17 protein-coding genes are annotated in these 20,245 nt (G+C 62.5%); 12 read left to right on the top strand and 5 right to left on the bottom strand.

Features of this window, described 5'->3' with window-relative positions:
• The first annotated feature begins 74 nt into the window (after positions 1–74).
• From NMG46_RS18590 to NMG46_RS18575, 4 genes are all read left to right on the top strand, one after another.
• Positions 75–1,727, top strand: coding sequence for an ABC transporter substrate-binding protein (locus tag NMG46_RS18590; RefSeq protein WP_254819059.1), 1,653 nt, complete (start codon positions 75–77; stop codon positions 1,725–1,727).
• A 222-nt stretch (positions 1,728–1,949) separates the two neighbouring features.
• Positions 1,950–2,984, top strand: a complete 1,035-nt coding sequence (locus NMG46_RS18585) for an ABC transporter permease (protein ID WP_254819058.1) — start codon at positions 1,950–1,952, stop codon at positions 2,982–2,984.
• 12 nt (positions 2,985–2,996) lie between these two features.
• Positions 2,997–4,154, top strand: a complete 1,158-nt coding sequence (locus tag NMG46_RS18580; protein WP_254819057.1) for an ABC transporter permease — start codon at positions 2,997–2,999, stop codon at positions 4,152–4,154.
• 95 nt (positions 4,155–4,249) lie between these two features.
• The gene (locus tag NMG46_RS18575; RefSeq protein ID WP_254819056.1) at positions 4,250–6,673 is read left to right on the top strand and encodes an ABC transporter ATP-binding protein; all 2,424 of its coding nucleotides are present in this window, start codon (positions 4,250–4,252) and stop codon (positions 6,671–6,673) included.
• Positions 6,674–6,687: 14 nt separating this feature from the next.
• Here NMG46_RS18575 and NMG46_RS18570 read toward each other — a convergent pair whose 3' ends face one another.
• Positions 6,688–7,278: a transglycosylase SLT domain-containing protein gene (locus NMG46_RS18570; RefSeq protein ID WP_254819055.1), complete on the bottom strand. Its 591-nt coding sequence runs from the start codon at positions 7,276–7,278 to the stop codon at positions 6,688–6,690.
• Positions 7,279–7,496: 218 nt separating this feature from the next.
• On the opposite strand from NMG46_RS18570, the gene NMG46_RS18565 reads away from it, so the two are divergent.
• Complete coding sequence (locus NMG46_RS18565) at positions 7,497–9,035, top strand: trimethylamine methyltransferase family protein (protein ID WP_254819054.1); 1,539 nt, start codon at positions 7,497–7,499, stop codon at positions 9,033–9,035.
• 74 nt (positions 9,036–9,109) lie between these two features.
• A complete protein-coding gene (locus tag NMG46_RS18560; RefSeq protein WP_254819053.1) occupies positions 9,110–11,551 on the top strand; it encodes an FAD-dependent oxidoreductase in 2,442 nt (813 codons plus the stop codon).
• 105 nt (positions 11,552–11,656) lie between these two features.
• Here NMG46_RS18560 and NMG46_RS18555 read toward each other — a convergent pair whose 3' ends face one another.
• Both NMG46_RS18555 and NMG46_RS18550 read right to left on the bottom strand, forming a co-directional pair.
• Positions 11,657–12,049, bottom strand: coding sequence for a DoxX family protein (locus NMG46_RS18555; RefSeq protein WP_254819052.1), 393 nt, complete (start codon positions 12,047–12,049; stop codon positions 11,657–11,659).
• A 156-nt stretch (positions 12,050–12,205) separates the two neighbouring features.
• Positions 12,206–12,982, bottom strand: coding sequence for a VOC family protein (locus NMG46_RS18550; RefSeq protein WP_254819051.1), 777 nt, complete (start codon positions 12,980–12,982; stop codon positions 12,206–12,208).
• A gap of 472 nt (positions 12,983–13,454) precedes the next feature.
• On the opposite strand from NMG46_RS18550, the gene NMG46_RS18545 reads away from it, so the two are divergent.
• From NMG46_RS18545 to NMG46_RS18525, 5 genes are all read left to right on the top strand, one after another.
• Entirely contained in the window at positions 13,455–14,819 is a 1,365-nt protein-coding gene (locus tag NMG46_RS18545) for an NAD(P)-dependent oxidoreductase (protein ID WP_254819050.1), read from the top strand.
• Positions 14,820–14,821: 2 nt separating this feature from the next.
• Entirely contained in the window at positions 14,822–16,135 is a 1,314-nt protein-coding gene (preA, locus tag NMG46_RS18540) for an NAD-dependent dihydropyrimidine dehydrogenase subunit PreA (RefSeq protein WP_254819049.1), read from the top strand.
• A gap of 109 nt (positions 16,136–16,244) precedes the next feature.
• Positions 16,245–16,763: an Rrf2 family transcriptional regulator gene (locus NMG46_RS18535; RefSeq protein WP_254819048.1), complete on the top strand. Its 519-nt coding sequence runs from the start codon at positions 16,245–16,247 to the stop codon at positions 16,761–16,763.
• A 13-nt stretch (positions 16,764–16,776) separates the two neighbouring features.
• On the top strand, positions 16,777–17,235 hold the full coding sequence (locus NMG46_RS18530) for a carboxymuconolactone decarboxylase family protein (protein WP_254819047.1): 459 nt from the start codon (positions 16,777–16,779) through the stop codon (positions 17,233–17,235).
• A 51-nt stretch (positions 17,236–17,286) separates the two neighbouring features.
• Entirely contained in the window at positions 17,287–17,664 is a 378-nt protein-coding gene (locus NMG46_RS18525; protein WP_254819046.1) for a DoxX family protein, read from the top strand.
• Positions 17,665–17,691: 27 nt separating this feature from the next.
• Here the strand turns inward: NMG46_RS18525 and NMG46_RS18520 are convergent, their stop codons facing one another.
• Both NMG46_RS18520 and NMG46_RS18515 read right to left on the bottom strand, forming a co-directional pair.
• Positions 17,692–18,414, bottom strand: a complete 723-nt coding sequence (locus NMG46_RS18520; RefSeq protein ID WP_254819045.1) for an SDR family oxidoreductase — start codon at positions 18,412–18,414, stop codon at positions 17,692–17,694.
• Complete coding sequence (locus tag NMG46_RS18515; protein ID WP_254819044.1) at positions 18,411–19,262, bottom strand: SDR family NAD(P)-dependent oxidoreductase; 852 nt, start codon at positions 19,260–19,262, stop codon at positions 18,411–18,413. The genes NMG46_RS18520 and NMG46_RS18515 overlap by 4 nt, the downstream gene beginning before the upstream one ends.
• 105 nt (positions 19,263–19,367) lie before the next feature.
• On the opposite strand from NMG46_RS18515, the gene NMG46_RS18510 reads away from it, so the two are divergent.
• Positions 19,368–20,240 carry a helix-turn-helix transcriptional regulator gene (locus NMG46_RS18510; protein WP_254819043.1) on the top strand — a complete coding sequence of 291 codons (873 nt, stop codon included), beginning with the start codon at positions 19,368–19,370 and terminating at the stop codon, positions 20,238–20,240.
• The last annotated feature ends 5 nt before the right edge of the window (positions 20,241–20,245 follow it).

Here is a 20,245-nt window from a genome sequence, read left to right as displayed (position 1 = left end):
ATCCGTGCCGTCTTTGACATCATGGCGCGGATGCGGAATGTTAAAAGGCAGAAAGCCAACAATGGGAGTTAGTCATGACGATCTACAAGAGTAACGGCGACCGCGTTCCCGATCACATCCTGGCCATGGCCGAAGACGCCAAGGCAGGCAAGATGGATCGTCGCGAATTTCTGGCTCTCGCCAGCGTCTTCGGCGCCTCGACGGCGATGGCCTATGGCATGCTTGGCCTTGCAGACCCGACGCCGGCCAAGGCGGAAGAGGTCCAGGGCAAGAAAGGCGGCGTGTTGAAGGTCGCGCAATGGATCAAGGATCCGAAGGATCCGCGCAAGGCCGACTGGTCGGAAATCGCCAATGCCGAGCGCCAGGCGCTCGAGCCGCTGGTCAAATATACCACCGAATACACATTCCGCCCCTATCTGCTGGAGAGCTGGGACGTGAATGACGACGCTACCGAATACACGCTGCATGTGCGCAAAGGCGTCACCTGGAACAACGGCGATCCGTTCACCGCAGACGACGTCATCTTCAACCTCAAGCGTTGGGCCGACAAGAAGGCCGAAGGCAATTCCATGCCGGGTCGCCTCGGTTCGCTGGTCAAGGACGACAAGCTGGATGAGAGCGCAGTGACCAAGGTCGACGACCACACGATCAAGCTGACGCTCAGCAAGCCGGATATCGCCCTCATTCCCAACGTGTGCGACTATCCCGGCCTCATCGTCCACAAGACGTTCGATGAAAAAGGCGGCGATTTCAAGTCCTGCCCGATCGGCACTGGGCCGTTCGAGCTGGTCTCCTACGATGTCGGCCAGAAAGTGGTCTACAAGCGCCGCGAAGACAACAAGTGGTGGGACGGCGAGGTCTTCCTCGACGGCATCGAATTCATCGACTACGGCACCGATCCGGCAGCCATGGTCAGCGCCTTCGAAGCAGGCGAGGTGCACACCAATTTCGAGACGTCGGCCGACTATGTGTCGATCCTCGACGGCATGGACCTGGTGAAGTCGGAGATCGTCACCGCCTCGACGATCGTCTGCCGCACCAATGTGACCAATAAGCCTTATGGCGACCAGAAGGTTCGCAACGCCCTGCAGCTCGCGGTCGACAACAATGTCGTCCTCCAGCTCGGCTACGGCAATGCCGGCACGGTTGCCGAAAACCACCATGTCGCCCCGATCCATCCGGAATACTACGAACTGCCGAAGATTGCTCGCGACCCGGCCAAGGCGAAGGCGCTGATGGCGGAAGCCGGCCAGGCCGATTTCGAGCACGAGCTGATCACGGTCGACGAGGACTGGCACAAGAATACAGGCGATGCGATCGCCGCGCAGATGCGCGACGCCGGCATCAAAGTGAAGCGTACGGTGCTGCCGGGTTCGACCTTCTGGAACGACTGGACGAAATATCCGCTGTCGATGACCAACTGGAACATGCGGCCGCTCGGCGTCCAGGTTCTGGCGATCGGCTATCGCACAGGTGAAGCCTGGAACGAGACGGCGTGGTCGAATCCGGAGTGGGATGCCAAGCTCAATGCTGCGCTCGCAGTCGCCGACGCCGCCAAGCGCAAGGAAATGATGAAGGACATCGAGCAGATCCTGCAGGATTCCGGCATTATCATCCAGCCTTATTGGCGCAAGCTCTACAGCCATTCGGTCAAGGCGGTGCAGAACTACAAGATGCACCCGACCTTTGAGCGCGACTACGGCAAGGTCTGGCTCGACCAGGCCTGACCCGGACGATCCGGAAAGGGGCGTCTCGCCCCTTTCCGTCGCTCTTTGCATGGTCCTTGGACCGGAAGTCGGCGCAGCAAAAAGTTGCGGACTCTTCGGCCGGGGTCTGCAATAAAAAGGGTATTGCATCTGGGACTGGTCTGGAGGCTTGTTCTGCCGCTGGCGGCAGGGCACGGCTTGCAAACCGGTTCCAACCCCCAACCCGACCGGCAGGGGACCGCCATGCTTTCTTTCGTTATCAGGCGTCTCGGCACCATGGCATTGACGATGCTGTGCCTGACGATGATCGTCTTTTTCCTGGTCAATCTCGGGCCCAATCTGAAGAAGCTCGCGATCAGCCAAACCGAAATGCACACATCCGCCGAGCAGCTTGAGGCCTGGCTGGTCAACCATGGCTATCGGCAGAATTTCTTTGTCCGCTACGGCCAATGGCTGGGCATCATGCCAAAGCAGCCGGTGACCGACCCGGCGACCGGCAAGCCCGCACAGCGTTTCTCCTTCTGCAACGATCCGGTCGTGCCGACATTCTCCGGCATCCTGCAAGGCGATTTCGGATGCTCGACCAAGTTCAAGACGACGGTCGCTTCGAAACTCTTTCCGGCGCTCAGCGCCACCGGCATCCTGATGCTCTGCGTGCTGGCCGTAATGGTGCCGATCTCGCTTTTGGTCGGCATTCTCGCCGGCATGCGCGAGGGCTCACGCACCGACCGTACATTGTCGGTGGCTTCGATCGCCTCGACGGCGACGCCCGAATACGTTTCGGGCGTCATCTTCACCGTGATCTTCGCCTCCTGGCTCGGCGTGCTGAACGGTTCGGCGGCCTCGGCCAGCCAGGGCATCACCTTCTATAATTTCACCTTGCCGGTAATGACGCTGGCGATCTACGGCATCGGCTACATCGCCCGCATGACCCGCGCCTCGATGGTGGAGGTGATGACACAGCAATATATCCGAACCGCCCGGCTGAAGGGCCTCTCCTTCGGCAGCGTGGTGATAAAGCACGCTCTGCGCAACGCGCTGATCGCACCGTTCACGGTCATCATGCTGCAGTTTCCCTGGCTGCTCACCGGTGTCGTTATCGTCGAGGTGATGTTCCGCTACCAGGGTTTCGGCTACACGCTGGTCGAGGCTGCCGGCAACAACGACATCGATCTTCTGCTCGGCTGCTCGCTGGTCTCGGTGTTTATCGTCCTGATCACACAGCTCATCTCCGATGTCGGCTACGCGTTCCTCAATCCGCGCATCAGAGTTCAATAGGAGACCGGGCGGATGCAGGTCGAATATCTCAGCGCCCTCAACGTCGTACTCGGCGTGCTTGCCCGCTTCTGGCCGGTCTGGATCGCTCTTGCCCTGGTGATGGGAGCGAGCTTCGGCTACAAGAAGAAACTAGGCCTTTACGGCCAGCTTTTCGACAGCGGCGTCGGCATCGTCGGCGTCGGCATCTGCCTGTTCTGGCTGTTTACGGCGATCTTCGCGTCGACCATCTCGCCCTTCGATCCGCTTGCCCAGGTGCCGATCATGAAGGACGCGCTGCCGGGCGCGATCGAGCCGGCGTCGAAACTTGTATACTATTTCGGCGGCGACAAGCTCGCCCGCGACGTGTTCTCCCGCATGGTCTATGGCAGCCAGATCGTGCTGATCATCGCGCCGGCGGCGACCGGTTTTGCGCTGATGGTCGGTATTACGCTCGGCCTGCCGGCCGGCTATTATGGCGGCAGGATCGATACGGTGCTGTCCTTCCTCGCAAACCTTGTGCTGGCCTTCCCGGTGATCTTGCTGTTCTACCTGCTGGTGACGCCGGGCATCATGGACACGCCGATCCCCTACGCGATGGCAGGGCTGTTCTTCCTGTTTCCGATCATCTTCTTCAGTGTGCTGTTCTGGACGCGCTACAAGAACCGTCCCGACCGCCTCTATATCCTGCTTGGCCTGACGTTGGTACTTGGCGGCTGGATCTATGCCGGCCTGGTCTTCGATGCCGATCCGTTCAAGATCATCCACATCGATCCCAACCAGCTCAACATCTTCGTGGCGGTGGTGTTCGCCTCCAGCCCGGGCGTGTTCCGCATCGTGCGCGGCCTGGTCATGGACATCAAAACGCGTGACTATGTTGCGGCGGCGCAGACGCGCGGTGAATCGCCCTGGTACATCATGCTGTGGGAGATATTGCCCAATGCGCGCGGGCCGCTGATCGTCGACGCCTGCCTGCGCATCGGCTACACTACGATCCTGCTCGGCACGCTCGGCTATTTCGGGCTGGGACTGGCGCCGGAAAGCCCGGACTGGGGCACGGCGATCAAGGATGCAAGCCGGCTGCTGCGCTCCTTCATCCACCCGGCGCTGCCGCCGACGATCGCGTTGATGTCGTTCGTGCTCGGCCTCAACCTCCTGGCGGATTCGCTGCGCGAACAGTCTATGAAAGATTGATGCCGGGAAAGATTGATGCCGGGAAAGATTGACGCCGGGAAAGCCGATGCCGGGTTCGGTCCGACGTGCCTGAAGAACAAGGATTGGAGCGACCCATGAATGAGGCAGTTCGAAATCCCGCCAAGCCGACCAGTGGGCCGACCAATGAGCCGATCATCGAGATCGAGAACCTGTCGATCTCCTTCTTCACCCGTAAGGGCGAGATCCCGGCGGTCATGGATTTTTCCTGCACGGTCATGCCCGGCGAGGCAATGGGCATTGTCGGCGAATCCGGTTGCGGCAAGTCGACCGTGTCGCTCGGCATCATGCGCGACCTCTCCAACATCGGAAAGATCGTCGGCGGAAAGATCAAGTTCCAGGGCAAGGACATGGGAGAACTGTCCGACGAGGAACTGCGCGCCATCCGCGGCAACAAGATCGCGATGATCTACCAGGAGCCGATGGCCAGTCTGAACCCGGCAATGAAGGTCGGCCAGCAGCTGATGGAAGTGCCACTGATCCACGACAAGGTATCGAAGGACGAAGCTTATAGACGCGCCTTGGAAATGGTGCGCGCGGTGAGGCTGCCGGATCCCGAACGCATGATGCGTTCCTATCCGCACCAGCTTTCGGGCGGCCAGCAGCAGCGCATCGTCATTGCCATGGCGCTGCTGTCGAAGCCGGCGCTGCTCCTGCTCGACGAGCCGACGACAGCGCTCGACGTGACGGTGGAAGCCGGCATCGTCGACCTGGTCAAGGGGCTAGGCGAGAAGTTCGGCACCTCGATGATCTTCGTGTCGCACAATCTCGGGCTGATCCTGGAGACCTGCGACCGCATTACGGTGATGTATTCGGGCGAAGCGGTGGAGACCGGCAAGATCAAGGACGTCTTCGACCGGATGCGCCATCCCTACACGCAAGGCCTGTTCCGCTCGATCCCGCTGCCCGGCGCCGACAAGAATTCGCGGCCGCTGATCTCGATCCCGGGGCAGTTGCCGCTGCCGCACGAGCGGCCGAAGGGCTGCAATTTCGGCCCGCGCTGCCACCATTTCGTCGAGGGTGTCTGCAACGCCGCCGAAATTCCGATGATCGCGGTCGAAGGCCATGACGGGCATTTCTCGCGCTGCGTGCGCTTCAACGAGATCGACTGGGAGGCGCTGCCGCCCGGCGCCAAGAAGGTCAACGAGCGGGTGGTGCCCGGTGCGCCGGTGCTCCAGATCGAAGACCTCAGGAAGTATTACAAGGTCGGCGGCAGCGAAGTGTTCGGCTCGAGCGAGGGCCGCGTCGTCAAGGCCAATGAGACGATCTCGTTCATGGCCCGCGAATCCGAGACCGTCGCTATCGTCGGCGAATCCGGCTGCGGAAAATCGACCCTGGCCAAGGTGCTGCTCGGCCTCGAAACGGCGAGCTCCGGCCGCGTTAAGCTCGGCAACAAGGAGATCCAGTCGACCGGGATCGAGAAGCGCAGCGTCGACACGGTGTCATCGATCCAGATGGTGTTCCAAAATCCGTTCGACACGCTCAATCCGAGCCATTCGGTCGGTTCGCAGATCATCCGTACGCTGGAAAAGTTCAATGTCGGCAACACGGTGGCCGACCGCCGCAAGCGGATGCTGGAATTGCTTGACCTGGTGAAGCTGCCAAGGGCGTTCGAGTCGCGCAAGCCGCGCCAGCTTTCAGGTGGTCAGAAACAGCGCATCGGCGTGGCGCGGGCTTTTGCAGGCGACGCCAAGGTGGTGGTGGCCGACGAGCCGGTCTCGGCATTGGATGTGTCAGTGCAAGCGGCGGTGACCGAGCTGCTGATGGATATCCAGCGTAAGAACAAGACGACGATGCTGTTCATCAGCCACGATCTGTCGGTGGTGCGCTACATCGCCGACCGCGTCGTCGTCATGTATCTCGGCTATATCGTCGAGCAAGGCACGACCGACCAGATCTTTTCGCCGCCCTATCACCCCTACACGGAGGCGCTGCTGTCGGCGATCCCGATCGCCGACACCAGCGTGGTGAAGAGGCACATCGTGCTTGAAGGCGACATTCCGTCGGCGATGAACCCGCCCTCGGGCTGTCCGTTCCAGACGCGCTGCGGCTATAAGAAGCTGGTGCCGGACAATCTTTGCGAAACCAAGGTGCCGCCGGTCAAACATCTCGGTGACGGCCATATGAGCCTGTGCTGGTTGGCCGACGACGTGCTGGCGAAAATGGAGCCGGTGATCAAATTCGACAAGGAGCACGCGGCGAATGAGGGCGTGCCGGACGATGCGCCGCACGGTACTGGTCCGGGCTTTGCCGGCGATCCGCCCAAGCGTCCACACGGCAAGACCGGCAGCGCGGAAGCCGATGCCGAGAGCCAGGCAGCGGAGAATGGAGAAGCGGTCGCCAAAGCCCGCCGTCACGAGGTCCGCGACGAGGTTTCAGAGACCGGCGGCATCTCAAGCTCTGACGACAGCGCGGTGGCACCAATCATGCCGCCGACTGTCGGCGACGGCCGCCAGGCCGAGGACGCCACGCGCAAGCCGCGCAAACCCAAGGGCGGCTGAGAGCCGTTAGTAGGCTAGGGCGCGCATTGCCGTAGCTGCGCGGCGTAGTCCTGCGCCATCTGCTCCGTGGCGTGCGCATAGCGCTGCACGTCGGCGTCGCCGCGACTGCCGCGCTTGTAGGCATTCCAGCCGAGATAGTAGGCGAGATACAGATTGTATGTGTCGTTGCGGGCGACGCCGAGCGTGTCGGCGGTCTTGGAATGATACCAGCCGACAAAATCGACGGCATCGGCAAACCGGGTGCGGCGCGCCGCCCAGCTGCCGGTCTCGTTCTGGTATTGCGCCCAGGTCCCGTCGAGCGCCTGCGAGAAGCCGGTGGCGCTGGAGATATGTTTCCAGGGAATGAAGCCCAGCAGCTTGGTGCGCGGCGGCCTGGCATTGCTCTTGAAGCCGGACTCCTTGCGCACCGTCGCCATCAGCACGGGGACCGGCACACCGTACTTCTGCTCGGTGCGTTGTGCCGCCGCCTGCCAATTGTCGAACCAGCCGTCATTCTGGTCGAAAACGGCACACACATCGTTGATGTGGTTGGGCGGCGTCGCGCAGGCCGAAAGCGCCAGCGGTGCGGCAATCGCTACAATTTTACTAAAACTCGACCTACGCATCGGAAGAGCATTAGGCCGAAAACATAAAAGGAATCTTGCGGCGTTTCTTAACGGCTGGTCAGCAGCTTTAGCAGGCGCTGAGGAAGTATGAACATTCCGACGTTTGTTGTCGCTTTTACCGACGTGAAATTCCCACAATGGCGCCTTGGCTAAAATCACGCCCGCAGGTGGCGGATTCTTGACAGCTTGATCCTCATGCCGGCGCTTTGATGCGCCGCATGAGCGAACCAAGACGCAAGCGTGGCGCCGAGCGAACAAGCAACAGGGGACTGACCGCCATCCCGCAACTGCCGCTCAGGCGGGTGACAAACCCTTATCCGCCGATGGCGATGCTCTCGGCCGACCAGATCGAGGCGATACATGAAGCCTCTATGCATATTTTGGAGAATTTCGGCATCGAGGTGATGAGCCAGCGGGCCCTGTGGCTATTCGAGAAGGCCGGGGCCAAGGTCGATCATGCCTCGATGAACGTCCGCATCGATCGTGGCATGATCGACAAAGCGCTGAAGACGACACAGTCCAGCTATACGCTTACGCCGCGCAATCCCGCCCATGCCGTCCACCTCGGCGGCAATACCATCAACTTCACGCTTGTCGCCGGGCCGCCGAATGTGCACGACATGGAGCGCGGCCGCCGTAGCGGCAATTTGCGCGATTATTCCGATCTCGTCCGTCTGGCGCAGCATTTCAACTGCATCCACATGCTCGGCAACCAGGTCTGCGCGCCGGTGGAGCTGCCGGCGAATTCCCGTCACCTCGACACCTATTTCGCCAATCTGACACTGACCGACAAAAGCTTTCACGTCTCGGCCATCGGCCGCGGCAGGGCGCTCGACGGCATCGAAATGATGGCAATCGCGCGCGGACTGACGGTTGACGAGATGCGGGACGATCCCGGCGTCACCACGATCATTTCGGTCAACTCGCCGCGCCGCTTGGACGAGATGATGGCCGAGGGACTGATGACCATGGCCGAATTCGGCCAGTCGGTGGCGGTGACGCCGTTCACGCTGATGGGAGCGATGAGCCCGGTGACGCTTGCCGGGGCGCTCGCCCAGCAGAATGCCGAGGCGCTGTTCGGGGTGGTGCTGACGCAGCTCGTCCGCCCCGGCGCGCCGGTGATGTATGGCGCCTTCACCTCCAATGTCGACATGAAGTCGGGTGCACCGGCCTTCGGTACGCCTGAAAACACCAAGGCGAATATAGCGTCCGGACAGTTGGCGCGGCGCTACAAGTTGCCTTACCGCACGACGCCGGGCTCGGCTTCCAATGCCGCCGACGCGCAAGGCGCCTATGAGACGCTGATGGCGCTGTGGGGCGCGGTGCTCGGCCACGGCAACCTCATTTACCACGCCGCCGGCTGGCAGGAGGGCGGGCTGACTGCGTCGTTCGAAAAGTTCATCATCGACGTCGAGATGATCCAGCACATGATGGAGTTTTTGCGCCCAATCGAAGTCAACGAGGCCGAGCTCGCCGTCGAAGCTCTGGGTGCGGTGCCGACCGGCGGCCACTTCTTCGGCGAGCCGCACACGTTGGAACGCTACGCCACGGCCTTCTACCAGCCTATGCTGTCCAACTGGCAGAATTTCGAGGCTTGGCAGGAAGCTGGTGGGCTAGACGCCACGGCGCGAGCGACAAGGCTGTGGAAGAAGGCGCTGGAGGACTATGTCGAGCCGGTGATGGAAATCTCCAGGCGCGAGGCGCTGGACGCGTACCTGGTCAAGCGCAAGGAAGCGATCGGGGCGGGCGAGCCCTAAGCGCCACTGTTCTCGGATTTCTTCTCCTTCAGAATCATAAAACCCATCCAACTCTTTGAAATAACGAGAATCCTATGAAATCACATGCAAAGGTCGTGGTTGTCGGCGGTGGCGTTGTCGGGTGCTCCGTGCTGTTCCATCTAGCCCGCCATGGCTGGACCGACGTCGTTCTATTGGAGCGCGACGAGCTGACCTCCGGCTCGACCTGGCACGCGGCCGGCGGAATGCACACGATCAATGGCGATCCCAACGTCGCCAAACTGCAGAAATACACGATCTCGCTCTACAAGGAGATCGAGGAACTGTCGGGGCAGGCGACCGGCGTGCATTTGACTGGCGGCGTGCTGCTGGCCGCGACAGAGGCACGGCTCGACTGGCTGCGTGGCGTCGTCGCCAAGGGCCGGTATCTCGGCATCGAGCTCGAGGAGATATCGCCTGATGAGGCTGCCGAGCTGATGCCGTTGCTCGATCCCAAGCAGTTCGTCGGCGCGGTCCGCAACAAGGAGGACGGCCATCTCGATCCGTCGGGCGTGACCCACGCCTATGCCAAGGCGGCGAGGAAGCTTGGCGGCGAGGTCGAGCGTTTCACCAAGGTCGAGGACATCGTGCAGCGCACCGACGGGCTGTGGCGCGTCATTACCAACAAGGGCGAGGTGGTGGCCGAGCATGTGGTCAACGCGGGCGGCCTGTGGGCGCGCGAGGTCGGCCGCATGGTCGGGCTGGAGCTGCCGGTGCTGGCGATGGAGCACATGTACCTGATCACCGAGGACATGCCGGAAGTCGCCACCTGGAACCAGAAGACCGGCACGGAGATCATCCATGCAGTCGATTTCGACGGCGAGCTGTATCTGCGCCAGGAGCGCGGCGGCATGCTCATGGGCACTTACGAAAAGGCCAACAAGCCATGGTCCGAGTTCCAGACGCCATGGAATTTCGGCCACGAACTGCTCGAACCCGACATCGACCGCATCGCACCGTCGCTGGAGATCGGCTTCCGGCATTTCCCGGCGTTCCAGAACATCGGCATCAAGCAGATCATCAACGGACCCTTCACCTTCGCGCCGGACGGCAATCCGCTGGTCGGACCGGTGCGCGGCCTGCCGGGGTTCTGGGTGGCCTGTGGTGTCATGGCGGGGTTCTCGCAGGGCGGCGGCGTCGGGCTGGCGCTGTCGAACTGGATGATCGAAGGCGATCCCGGCGCCGATATCTGGGCGATGGATGTGTCGCGCTACGGTGACTGGGCCACGATGGCCTACACCAACGCCAAGGTGCGCGAAAACTATTCGCGGCGGTTTTCGATCCGCTTCCCAAACGAGGAATTACCGGCCGGCCGGCCGCTCAAGACGACACCGGTCTACGATCTGTTGTCGGCGAAGGGCTCGCAGTGGGGGGTCGCCTATGGGCTGGAGGTGCCGCTGTGGTACGCGCCCGAAGGCGTCAAGGACGAATTCTCCTGGCGCCGCTCGAGTGATTTCGAGCATGTCGCGAAAGAAGTGGAGACGGTTCGGCAACGCGTTGGTCTGTCGGAAATCTCGTCATTCGCCAAATACAAAGTAACCGGCGAGGGCGCTGCGGCCTGGCTCGACCGCTTGCTGGCCTGCAAGCTGCCAAGGCCCGGACGCATGACGCTGGCGCCAATGCTGAAGGAAGACGGCAGGCTGATCGGTGATTTCACGCTGGCCAATCTCGGCGGTCCAAATTCTGCAAGTAAGGATTGGTTCCTGGCCGGCTCCGGCGTCGCCGAGCAGTACCACATGCGCTGGTTCGAAGCGCATCTGCCGAAGGACGGCTCTGTCAGCATCGAGGCGCTGGGAGCAAAACTCACCGGCCTGTCGATCGCCGGGCCGAGCGCGCGGAAGCTTCTTGAAAAGGTCACACGATCTGACGTGTCGAATACGGCCTTTCCATTCATGGCCATCAGCAGGATGGATATCGGCATGGCGCCGTGCCTGGTCGGGCGCGTCAGCTACACCGGCGACCTCGGCTACGAAATCTGGGTGGCGCCGGAATATCAGCGTGCCGCCTATCAGGCGCTGATGGCGGCGGGGGAGGAATTCAGCATCGGCCTGTTCGGCTCGCGCGCCCTCAATGCGTTGCGGCTCGAGAAGAATTACGGCTCATGGGCGCGCGAATACCGGCCGATCTATGGGCCGCTGGAGGCCGGCCTCGACCGCTTCGTCGCCTACGGCAAGCAGGCCGATTTCATCGGCAAGCAGGCGGCGCTGGCCGAGCACAAGCAAGGCGGCAGATTGCGGCTGCGGGCCTTTGTTGTCGATGCTGCCGATGCCGACGTCATCGGCGACGAGCCAATCTGGTATGGCGGCGCCGTGTGCGGCTGGGTCACGTCGGGTGGCTACGCGCATCATTCAAAAAAGTCCGTCGCCATCGGCTATGTGCCGAAAGAGATTGCCGACGAAGCCTGCGGTTTCGAGATTGAGCTTCTGGGCAAACGCCACGCCGCGCGCATGCAGCCGACCCCGCTGTTCGACGCGAATTTCGAACGGATGAGAGGGTGAGGAACCGGTTCGCACAGCGAATTCGCCGTGCCGGTGGCACGGCGAAAAGTTCCGAACGCCGGGGAGCTGTCGGAGGCAGCGGGCCCACGGCCGGGAGACGGTGAATTACGAAGCCTGGCGGTTGTCCAGCGCCAGGGCGCCGGCGCCGGCGAACACCAGATAGAGGAAGATGAAGCAGAACGATATTGCCGCATCGCCGCCGTTGTTGACCGGGAAGAAGTCGCGCGGCATGTGCGCCATGAAATAGGCGATCGCCATCTCGCCGCTGAGAAGGAATGCCACCGGCCTGGTGAAAAGCCCCAATACCAGCAGGATGCCGCCGGCGAATTCCAGGATGGCCGCAGTCAGCGACAGCCCGCTCAGGGTGCCGGCATGGTCGCCGACAGGGAAATTGAAAAGTTTCTGAGTGCCGTGCTCGATGAACTGCAGCGCCGTCATGATGCGCAAGGCGGCAAGAGCGAACGGTTGATATCCGGCCAGGCCTTCGAAAAGCTTCATCTACGACTCCATTTTCACCTCGCCCGGCCATAGGTCATCACCAAAGGCCGGACCATTCACATGATCCGGCCTGCCATCAACTGTCGGTGAGTGAGTCGTGAGGAGTGCTGCAGCCTTGGGGCCGCACGAAGGCGGCCCCGCAATTGGCGCGGCCTGTTACCGCGTCGGTGCCATCAGCGCGAAATGGGCGCCTTGCGGGTCCGTGCACTGCACGATCCAGCTGCCGCCGGGAACCTCCATCGGACCCATGAGGATCTTGCCGCCATTATCGGTGACACGCTTGGCTGCCGCGTCGATGCCGGGCACGTTGAAATAGAACTGCCAGACCGGCGCCGGGATCTGCTCGGGCTTGTTCATTATGCCGCCAACCGGCCCGCCGCCGAAGGCGAAAAGCTGGTAGACCCCCATCGGACCCATATCCATGGCGTCGCCCTTCTCCCAGCCGAACTGGCTGGAATAGAAATCGAACGCCGCCTTCCAGTCTGACGTGTAGAGCTCATGCCAGCCGATGTTGCCGGGTGTCGTCAACGGCAGCGGCGGCTGGTCGGGGCCGCTGGGCTGCAGGAAGTTGAATATCGCGCCTTGCGGGTCGGCAACGACGGCGAAGCGGCCGACGCCAGGAATGTCGTCGGGCTCGCGGTGAACCGCGCCACCAGCCTTCTTGAGGGACGCCGTTGCGGCATCGACGTCCCTGGTGAGGATATAACCGATCCAGGCCGGCGGCATGCCCATCTTGCGCGCGTCCTCGGGCAGCGTCATCAGCCCGCCGACGCCGCGCTCGCCGACATTCATGACGATATAGCGCGGCATGCCCGGGGCGCCTTCGAAAGGCTGCCCCCTCCAGCCCACCACCGAGGTGTAAAACGCCTCGGCGGCGTCGAGATCGGTGGTCATCAACTCGTACCAGAAGAAGGGCATCGGGGACTGTGGCATTGTCGTGCTCCTTGCGGTTTGTACATCGATCATGCGCGATCCATTCTAGGACGATCTTCGCGACGAAAATCCGACAGCGGCCAAAAAAAAGTTATGGCGCACAGCCCGTGGCCTGCGCGCTTTGTGTTTGGATTTCCTACAGCGGAGGATCTTCGGTCTATACCACCCGGCTGGAACGCCGGCGGCCTATATCGCTCGTGGCGGCTTAGCCGGCGAGACGTGCATGCGCATGGTTGTTATGCGTTTCTTCCTCGTTCGCGGGGGATGGCATCAAGTGCTCAAGCTTATGCAAGCGCCTAGCGCCGACGAAGCGGCATTTCGGCCTTTCGACAGAGCCATCAGGCAGCTCAAAATATGAGTTTGATCATCATGTTTGTTGAACCGTTCCAGCGGCTTGCGCCGAAAATTGACCAATTGATAAAAAAATAAAACGTGCTAGCCTTCCCCAAAACAAGAACATGGGGAACTGACGATGCCAGAAGGCCAGTTCAAGCAAGGCATTGCCGGCGGGCGACTTTCGCCGGAACAATATGCCGACAATTTTTCCGATCTGCATCCGCCGCTCGATCATCACGAGGCGCTGGTCGAATCCGACCGCTGCTATTTCTGCTACGACGCGCCGTGCATGAATGCGTGCCCGACCTCGATCGACATCCCGCTGTTCATCCGCCAGATCGCGACCGGCAATCCGATCGGCTCGGCCAAGACGATCTTCGACCAGAATATTTTGGGCGGCATGTGCGCCCGCGTCTGCCCGACCGAGACGCTGTGCGAAGAGGTCTGCGTGCGCGAGGTGGCAGAAGGCAAACCGGTGCAGATTGGCCGCCTTCAGCGCTACGCCACCGATGTCGCGATGGCTGAAAACAAGCAGTTCTACAAGCGCGCCGAACCGACCGGCAAGACGGTCGCCGTGGTCGGCGCCGGACCGGCCGGGCTCGCGGCCGCGCATCGGCTTGCCCGCCACGGCCACGACGTGACCATCCTGGAAGCCCGGCCGAAGCCCGGCGGGCTCAATGAGTACGGTATCGCGGCCTATAAGAGCGTCGACAATTTTGCCCAGGCCGAAGTCGACTATGTCACGTCGATCGGCGGCATCGACATCCAGAACGGCAAGGCGCTCGGCCGCGATTACCAGCTGTCGGACCTGACCAGGAATTACGATGCGGTGTTCCTCGGCATGGGGCTTGCCGGCGTCAATGCCTTGCGGGCGGACGGCGAGGAGGCGCAAGGCGTCACCAATGCCGTCGAGTTCATTGCCGAGCTGCGTCAGGCCAGTGATCTGGCCAGCCTGCCGGTCGGCCGGCGTGTTGTCGTCATCGGCGGCGGCATGACGGCGATCGACGCGGCTGTGCAATCGAGGCTGCTTGGTGCCGAAGAGGTGACGATCTGCTATCGGCGCGGCCCGGAGCACATGAATGCCTCCGAATTCGAACAGGATCTGGCTGCCGCCAACGGCGTCATCATCCGGCACTGGTTGCAGCCGAAGCGGGTCATTGCCGACGCCGGCAAGGTGTCGGCGATCGAGCTCGAATACACCGCGATGGACGGCGACCGGCTCGTCGGCACCGGCGAACGGCTGACGCTCGTCGCCGATCAGGTGTTCAAGGCGATCGGCCAGAGCTTTGTCCCGGCTGCGCTCAACGGCAGCGGAGCCTTGCTTGCCCTGGAAGCCGGCCGCATCAAGGTCGACGCGGAAGGGCGCACCTCGCTGGCCAATGTCTGGGCTGGCGGCGACTGCATTTTCGGCGGCGACGACCTGACTGTTTCAGCCGTCGCGCAAGGCCGCGATGCGGCGGAGAGCATTCATCGGGCACTGACCTCGAACGGGAGGGCATGAGCATGGCAGACATCCGCAACAATTTCGTCGGCATCAAGTCGCCGAACCCGTTCTGGCTGGCCTCGGCGCCGCCGACCGACAAGGCTTACAACGTCATCCGCGCCTTCAAGGCGGGCTGGGGCGGCGTGGTGTGGAAGACGCTCGGGGAAGAGGGCCCACCGGTGGTCAACGTCAACGGGCCACGCTATGGCGCGATCTGGGGCGCCGACCGTCGTCTGCTCGGCCTCAATAACATCGAGCTGATCACCGATCGCGACCTGCAGGTCAATCTGCGCGAGATCAAGCAGGTCAAGATGGACTGGCCCGACCGGGCAATAGTCGTCTCGCTGATGGTGCCGTGCGAGGAGCATGCCTGGAAGGCGATCCTGCCGGTGGTCGAGGAGACCGGCGCCGACGGCATCGAACTCAATTTCGGCTGCCCGCATGGCATGTCGGAACGCGGCATGGGTGCGGCGGTCGGCCAGGTGCCGGAATACATCGAAATGGTGGTGCGCTGGTGCAAGGCCAATACCCGCATGCCTGTCATCACCAAGCTGACGCCCAACATCACCGACATACGCAAGCCGGCACGCGCTGCCCTTGCCGGCGGCACCGACGCGGTGTCGCTGATCAACACCATCAACTCGATTACCGGCGTCAATCTCGATAGTTTCGCGCCGGAGCCGACGATCGACGGCAAGGGTTCGCATGGCGGCTATTGCGGCCCGGCGGTGAAGCCGATCGCCATGAACATGGTGGCCGAGATCGCGCGCGATCCGGAAACGAAGGGCCTGCCGATCTCCGGCATCGGCGGCATCACCACCTGGCGTGACGCCGCCGAATTCATGGCGCTCGGCGCCGGCAATGTGCAGGTGTGCACGGCGGCGATGACCTATGGCTTCAAGATCGTGCAGGACATGATCGCCGGCCTGGAAAACTGGATGGACGAGAAGGGCCATGCCTCGCTGGACGACATCATCGGCCGCGCCACGCCCAACGTCACCGACTGGCAGTATCTCAACCTCAATTACGTCGCCAAGGCGCATATCGACCAGGACGCCTGCATCAAATGCGGCCGCTGCCACATCGCCTGCGAGGACACCTCGCACCAGGCGATCACCAGCATGGTCGACGGCGTCAGGCATTTCGAGGTGATCGAGGCCGAATGTGTCGGCTGCAATCTCTGTGTCAATGTCTGTCCGGTCGAGAATTGCATCACCATGGAGCCGCTGGCGGCCGGCGTGATCGACCAGCGCACCGGCAGGCCGGTGTCGCCGATCTATGCCAACTGGACGACGCATCCGAACAATCCGATGGCCAAGGTGGCGGCGGAGTAGCGAACAGCGCGTTGTGGGAAAGCGGCACCTGCGGGCGCCGCTTTTTTCAAATAGATATTGCGGATGCTTCTTATCCAGGATAACATGTATCCATGAATAGGAGAGCGAAATGAAGCTGGGCGAGGGCGTCGAAGCGGCCATCCACTGCGCCGCCATGCTAGCCGGCATGGAAGGCGCGGCGACTATGCCGGGTGCTGCCATGGCCGAAGCGTTCGGGCTGTCGCCGAGCTATCTGCTTAAGCATCTCAACATGCTGACAACGTCGGGCATTCTGGAATCGGTGCCGGGGCCGTACGGCGGCTACCGGCTGGCGCGGCCGGCGGAACGCATAACGCTGCTCGATATCGTGCTGGCCGTCGAGGGGCGCGAACCGGCCTTCCGCTGCGCCGAAATCCGCCAGCGCGGCCCAGCGAAGCTCGATGCCTCAGTCTATGTCAAACCTTGCGGCATCAACGTAGCCATGCTGAAGGCCGAGCGTGCCTATCGCGCCGCGCTCGCCGACGCCCGGCTGTCCGACATCGTTGCAGAATACACGGCGGACGCCGATCCCCGTTCGATCGTCGCGAACTGCGCCTTCGTCGAACGCCATCAGCGGCCGCAGAAATCAAGTTCCACCAAGCAAGCATGAAAGGCTACAGACGATGAAACAGAGGCTGCAATTTTTCGGCGCGGCGCCGGAGATCATGAAAGCGGTGTCGGCGCTCAACAAGGCAGTCGACGAATGCGGGCTCGAAAAAAGCCTGTTGCATCTGATCAAGCTCAGGGCGTCGCAGATCAACGGCTGCTCGTATTGCGTCGAGATGCACAGCCGCGAAGCGCGCCGCGACGGCGAAGGCGAACAACGGCTCTATCTCGTCTCCGCCTGGAAGGAGTCGCCGCTGTTTTCCGAGCGTGAACGCGCAGCATTCGCCTGGACCGACGCGCTGACCAGGATCGCCGATAACGATATTTCGGACGAACTCTATGCAAGGACGCTCGAGCATTTCTCGGAAGAGGAACTGGTCAAGCTGTCGGTTGCGCTCGGCATGATCAATACCTGGAACCGGCTTTGCGTTCCGTTCCATGCAATCCATCCGATGCCGGCGGTCAAGGCCGCTTGAGGACAGGCGCGCGGCCTTGCGCCGCGCGCCTCTTTTCCAAGGACCGACAGCATGCTTTCAAACTTTAATAATGAAATCCTATTCGCCGCCCGCCTGCTGCTTGGAGGCGCTTTTGTCTTTGCCGGCCTACGCAACATTCAGAACGCAGCGTTGGTGAGCCAATTGATGACGACGCGTGGCGTGCCACAGGCGCGGCTGGTGCTGTGGCTGGGGATCGTCCTGCAGATCATCGCCGGAGCGCTGGTGATCGCCGGCATCTGGACCGCTCTGGCGGCGGCATGCCTGATCCTGTTCCTGATTGTCGCTACACCGATGTTCCATAATTTCTGGGATCATCAGGGCCCGGAGCGCGCGTCCCGCATCAATGGCTTTGTCGGCAACGTGGCGTTGACCGGAGGATTTCTGGCGCTGATCGCGCAGCCGCTTTGACAACGACCGTCGCCTGGGGCAGCCGCTTTACGCCGCATATCGCAAACCTCCGTCGCAGGTCAGGACCTGGCCGGTGACGAAGCTGTTCGAAACCAGGAAGGCAATCGCCTCGGCGACGTCCTCGGCGCGGCCGATGCGGCCGACCGGCGTCTTGCCGGCATATTCGGTAAACACCGCCTGCCGCTGATCGTCGGGCAAAAAATCCCACCATGGCGTGTCGATGACACCCGGCGCCACGACATTGACGCGTAATGGCTTCAGCTCCATCGCCAGGATCGGCACCACGGTCAGCAGCATGCCGTTGACGGCGGCGATGCCGGCGACGCCGGGCGCCGACAATTGCGCCGACACCGCCGAGATGAAAGTCACCGAGCCGCTCTTGTTCAGCGTCGGCAAGGCGGCCTGCAGGCAGGAGAGCTGTGGCCGGACCTTCTCGTCGACGCCACCGCCGATGTCGGTCAGGTCAAGTGTTTCGAACGGGCCGAGCCCCTTGCCGCCGCTGGCGGCCAGCACCAGGTGATCGAAAGGGCCGAGATCGCTGAAGAACTGGCGAACCTCGTCCGGCTTCGCGGCGTCGAAGGCAGCTTTTTCGACCGCGCCGCCAAGGCTTTGCCATGCGTTGTCGAGCCTTTCCTGGTTGCGCCCGGTGATCGTCACCTTCATGCCCGGGCCGAGCAGCTTTTTCGCGGTGGCGAGGCCGATGCCGGAGGAGCCGCCGACGACCACGGTGTGATTGGTTTTCTGGATCATGAATTTTCTTTCTTCGATGTTGCGGAGGAGCGTGCGAGCCCGACAAGGCCGAGACTCAATTCGCGCAGCTGCTGCCTCGCCTTCGCGTCATAGGCTTGTGCATCGGCGCGGGATTCTCTTTGGCCGTCGAAATAGAGGCCGCTTCGCCCCTCAAGCGCCGGCGATGTGGCGAGGTTGATGATGGCCTCGGCGCCGGTTTCGACCGAGCTCCAGGGTGTGATGCCCGCCTGCCGCACCATCGTAGTGTTCATGTAGCTTGCCGGATGCAGGCTGTTGACCGTGACGCCGGTGCCGTTCAGCTGCTCCGCCAGATCGATGGTGAACATGATCTGCGCCAGCTTGCTCTGGCAGTAGGCACGGACGCCGTCATAGGAGCGGGTCAGCATGACGTCGTCGAAGTCGATCGCCTGCTGGCCGGCCGAGGCGACGTTGACGATGCGCGCCGGCGCGCTGGACTTGAGCAGAGGCAACAGCTCCGTGGTGAGCAGGAAGCCGGCGAGATAGTTGACGGCAAAGCGCAGCTCGTAGCCGTCGGCGCTGACCTGGCGTTTCGCGTTGGGGCCGGCGGTGCCGATGCCGGCATTGTTGATAAGGACATCGAGCCGCTTGGTCCTTGCGCGCACGGCCTCGGCGAGGCGGCGAACTTCCGCCAGGGAGGAGAGGTCGGCGACCAGCAGCTCGGCCTTGCCGCCGGCGGCTTCGATTTCGGCCACGATCGCCTTGCCCCTTGTCGCGTCGCGGCCATGCACCAGGATGCGCGCGCCGCCAGCGCCGAGCCTTTGCGCGACGACGCGGCCGACGCCGTCGGTAGACCCTGTGATGAGGATTGTCTTGTCTTTCAGTTCCATGTTCGGAGCCTCCATCTCATAGCGCTGAGCGGAAAGATGGGGCACCAGCCACTTGGCAAACAGTTCAAACTTTATCCTGGTATCGGTACTGCTATAATAGCGCCGATGGATTCCACCACGCATTCCGCCGAAGACAGCCGCCGCCGCGAGCTTGGCGCCTTCCTGCGCTCGCGGCGCGAAAGGCTGACGCCTTCGGCCACCGGCATATCAACCGGATTGCGCCGGCGCACGCCCGGGCTGCGGCGTGAGGAAGTGGCGATGATCGCCGGCGTCGGCACGATCTGGTACACCTGGCTGGAGCAGGGCCGCGACGTTCGGCCATCGGCAGAGGTGCTGACGGCGCTCAGCCGGGCGCTGCGCCTGGACACGGCCGAGCAACGGCATCTGTTCATCCTTGCCGGCCGACCGCAGCCGGAGCGTCGCGTCGATGCGCCGGAAAAAGTCGATAGCCCGTTACTGCACATGCTGCAGAGCCTGGTCCTGCAGCCGGCCTATGTCCTTGGGCGGCGCTGGGACGTGCTGGCCTGGAACTCTGCCGCGGCAGCCGTGTTCGGCGACTATGGTCTGCTGGAGGGCGATGCCCGCAACATTGTCCATATGGTGTTCACCAGCCCGCAGCACCGGCGCCTGCTCGTCGACTGGGAGGAACTGGCGCGTGCCGTGCTGGCGTCATTCCGGGCAGAAAGCGCCAGATATGTCGGCGATCCGGATTTCGAGCGGCTGATCGCGCTGATGACGCGCTCGAGCCCGGAGTTTCGCGCCTGGTGGCCGCTACGCGACGTGGCCCGCAACCTATCGGGTGTGAAGCATGTCCGGCACCCGATAGCGGGCGCCATGGCTTTCGAGCATATGAGCCTGTCGATCGACGACGGCTCGGACATGAAGCTGATCGTCTACACGCCGCTCGCCGAGCAGAACTCGATCGCCAAGCTCGAACAACTGCTGGAGACGCTTCCGGCCGAGCGGCGCAGCGCGTGATGCCC

The organism is Mesorhizobium sp. LMG 17147, from assembly GCF_024297145.1.
Taxonomy (GTDB): Bacteria; Pseudomonadota; Alphaproteobacteria; order Rhizobiales; family Rhizobiaceae; genus Mesorhizobium.
The sequence above is the reverse complement of the archived record's forward strand: the minus strand, read 5'-3'. Positions and strand labels throughout refer to the sequence as shown.

Excerpts from the sequence above, each read along its gene's own strand:
- preA (WP_254819049.1), top strand. The coding sequence starts at position 14,822 with ATGGCAGACATCCGCAACAATTTCGTCGGCATCAAGTCGCCGAACCCG.
- NMG46_RS18565 (WP_254819054.1), top strand. The coding sequence starts at position 7,497 with ATGAGCGAACCAAGACGCAAGCGTGGCGCCGAGCGAACAAGCAACAGG.
- NMG46_RS18525 (WP_254819046.1), top strand. The coding sequence starts at position 17,287 with ATGCTTTCAAACTTTAATAATGAAATCCTATTCGCCGCCCGCCTGCTG.
- NMG46_RS18560 (WP_254819053.1), top strand. The coding sequence starts at position 9,110 with ATGAAATCACATGCAAAGGTCGTGGTTGTCGGCGGTGGCGTTGTCGGG.
- NMG46_RS18535 (WP_254819048.1), top strand. The coding sequence starts at position 16,245 with ATGAAGCTGGGCGAGGGCGTCGAAGCGGCCATCCACTGCGCCGCCATG.
- NMG46_RS18575 (WP_254819056.1), top strand. The coding sequence starts at position 4,250 with ATGAATGAGGCAGTTCGAAATCCCGCCAAGCCGACCAGTGGGCCGACC.
- NMG46_RS18555 (WP_254819052.1), bottom strand. The coding sequence starts at position 12,049 with ATGAAGCTTTTCGAAGGCCTGGCCGGATATCAACCGTTCGCTCTTGCC.
- NMG46_RS18515 (WP_254819044.1), bottom strand. The coding sequence starts at position 19,262 with ATGGAACTGAAAGACAAGACAATCCTCATCACAGGGTCTACCGACGGC.
- NMG46_RS18510 (WP_254819043.1), top strand. The coding sequence starts at position 19,368 with ATGGATTCCACCACGCATTCCGCCGAAGACAGCCGCCGCCGCGAGCTT.
- NMG46_RS18570 (WP_254819055.1), bottom strand. The coding sequence starts at position 7,278 with ATGCGTAGGTCGAGTTTTAGTAAAATTGTAGCGATTGCCGCACCGCTG.
- NMG46_RS18585 (WP_254819058.1), top strand. The coding sequence starts at position 1,950 with ATGCTTTCTTTCGTTATCAGGCGTCTCGGCACCATGGCATTGACGATG.
- NMG46_RS18530 (WP_254819047.1), top strand. The coding sequence starts at position 16,777 with ATGAAACAGAGGCTGCAATTTTTCGGCGCGGCGCCGGAGATCATGAAA.
- NMG46_RS18545 (WP_254819050.1), top strand. The coding sequence starts at position 13,455 with ATGCCAGAAGGCCAGTTCAAGCAAGGCATTGCCGGCGGGCGACTTTCG.
- NMG46_RS18520 (WP_254819045.1), bottom strand. The coding sequence starts at position 18,414 with ATGATCCAGAAAACCAATCACACCGTGGTCGTCGGCGGCTCCTCCGGC.
- NMG46_RS18550 (WP_254819051.1), bottom strand. The coding sequence starts at position 12,982 with ATGCCACAGTCCCCGATGCCCTTCTTCTGGTACGAGTTGATGACCACC.
- NMG46_RS18590 (WP_254819059.1), top strand. The coding sequence starts at position 75 with ATGACGATCTACAAGAGTAACGGCGACCGCGTTCCCGATCACATCCTG.
- NMG46_RS18580 (WP_254819057.1), top strand. The coding sequence starts at position 2,997 with ATGCAGGTCGAATATCTCAGCGCCCTCAACGTCGTACTCGGCGTGCTT.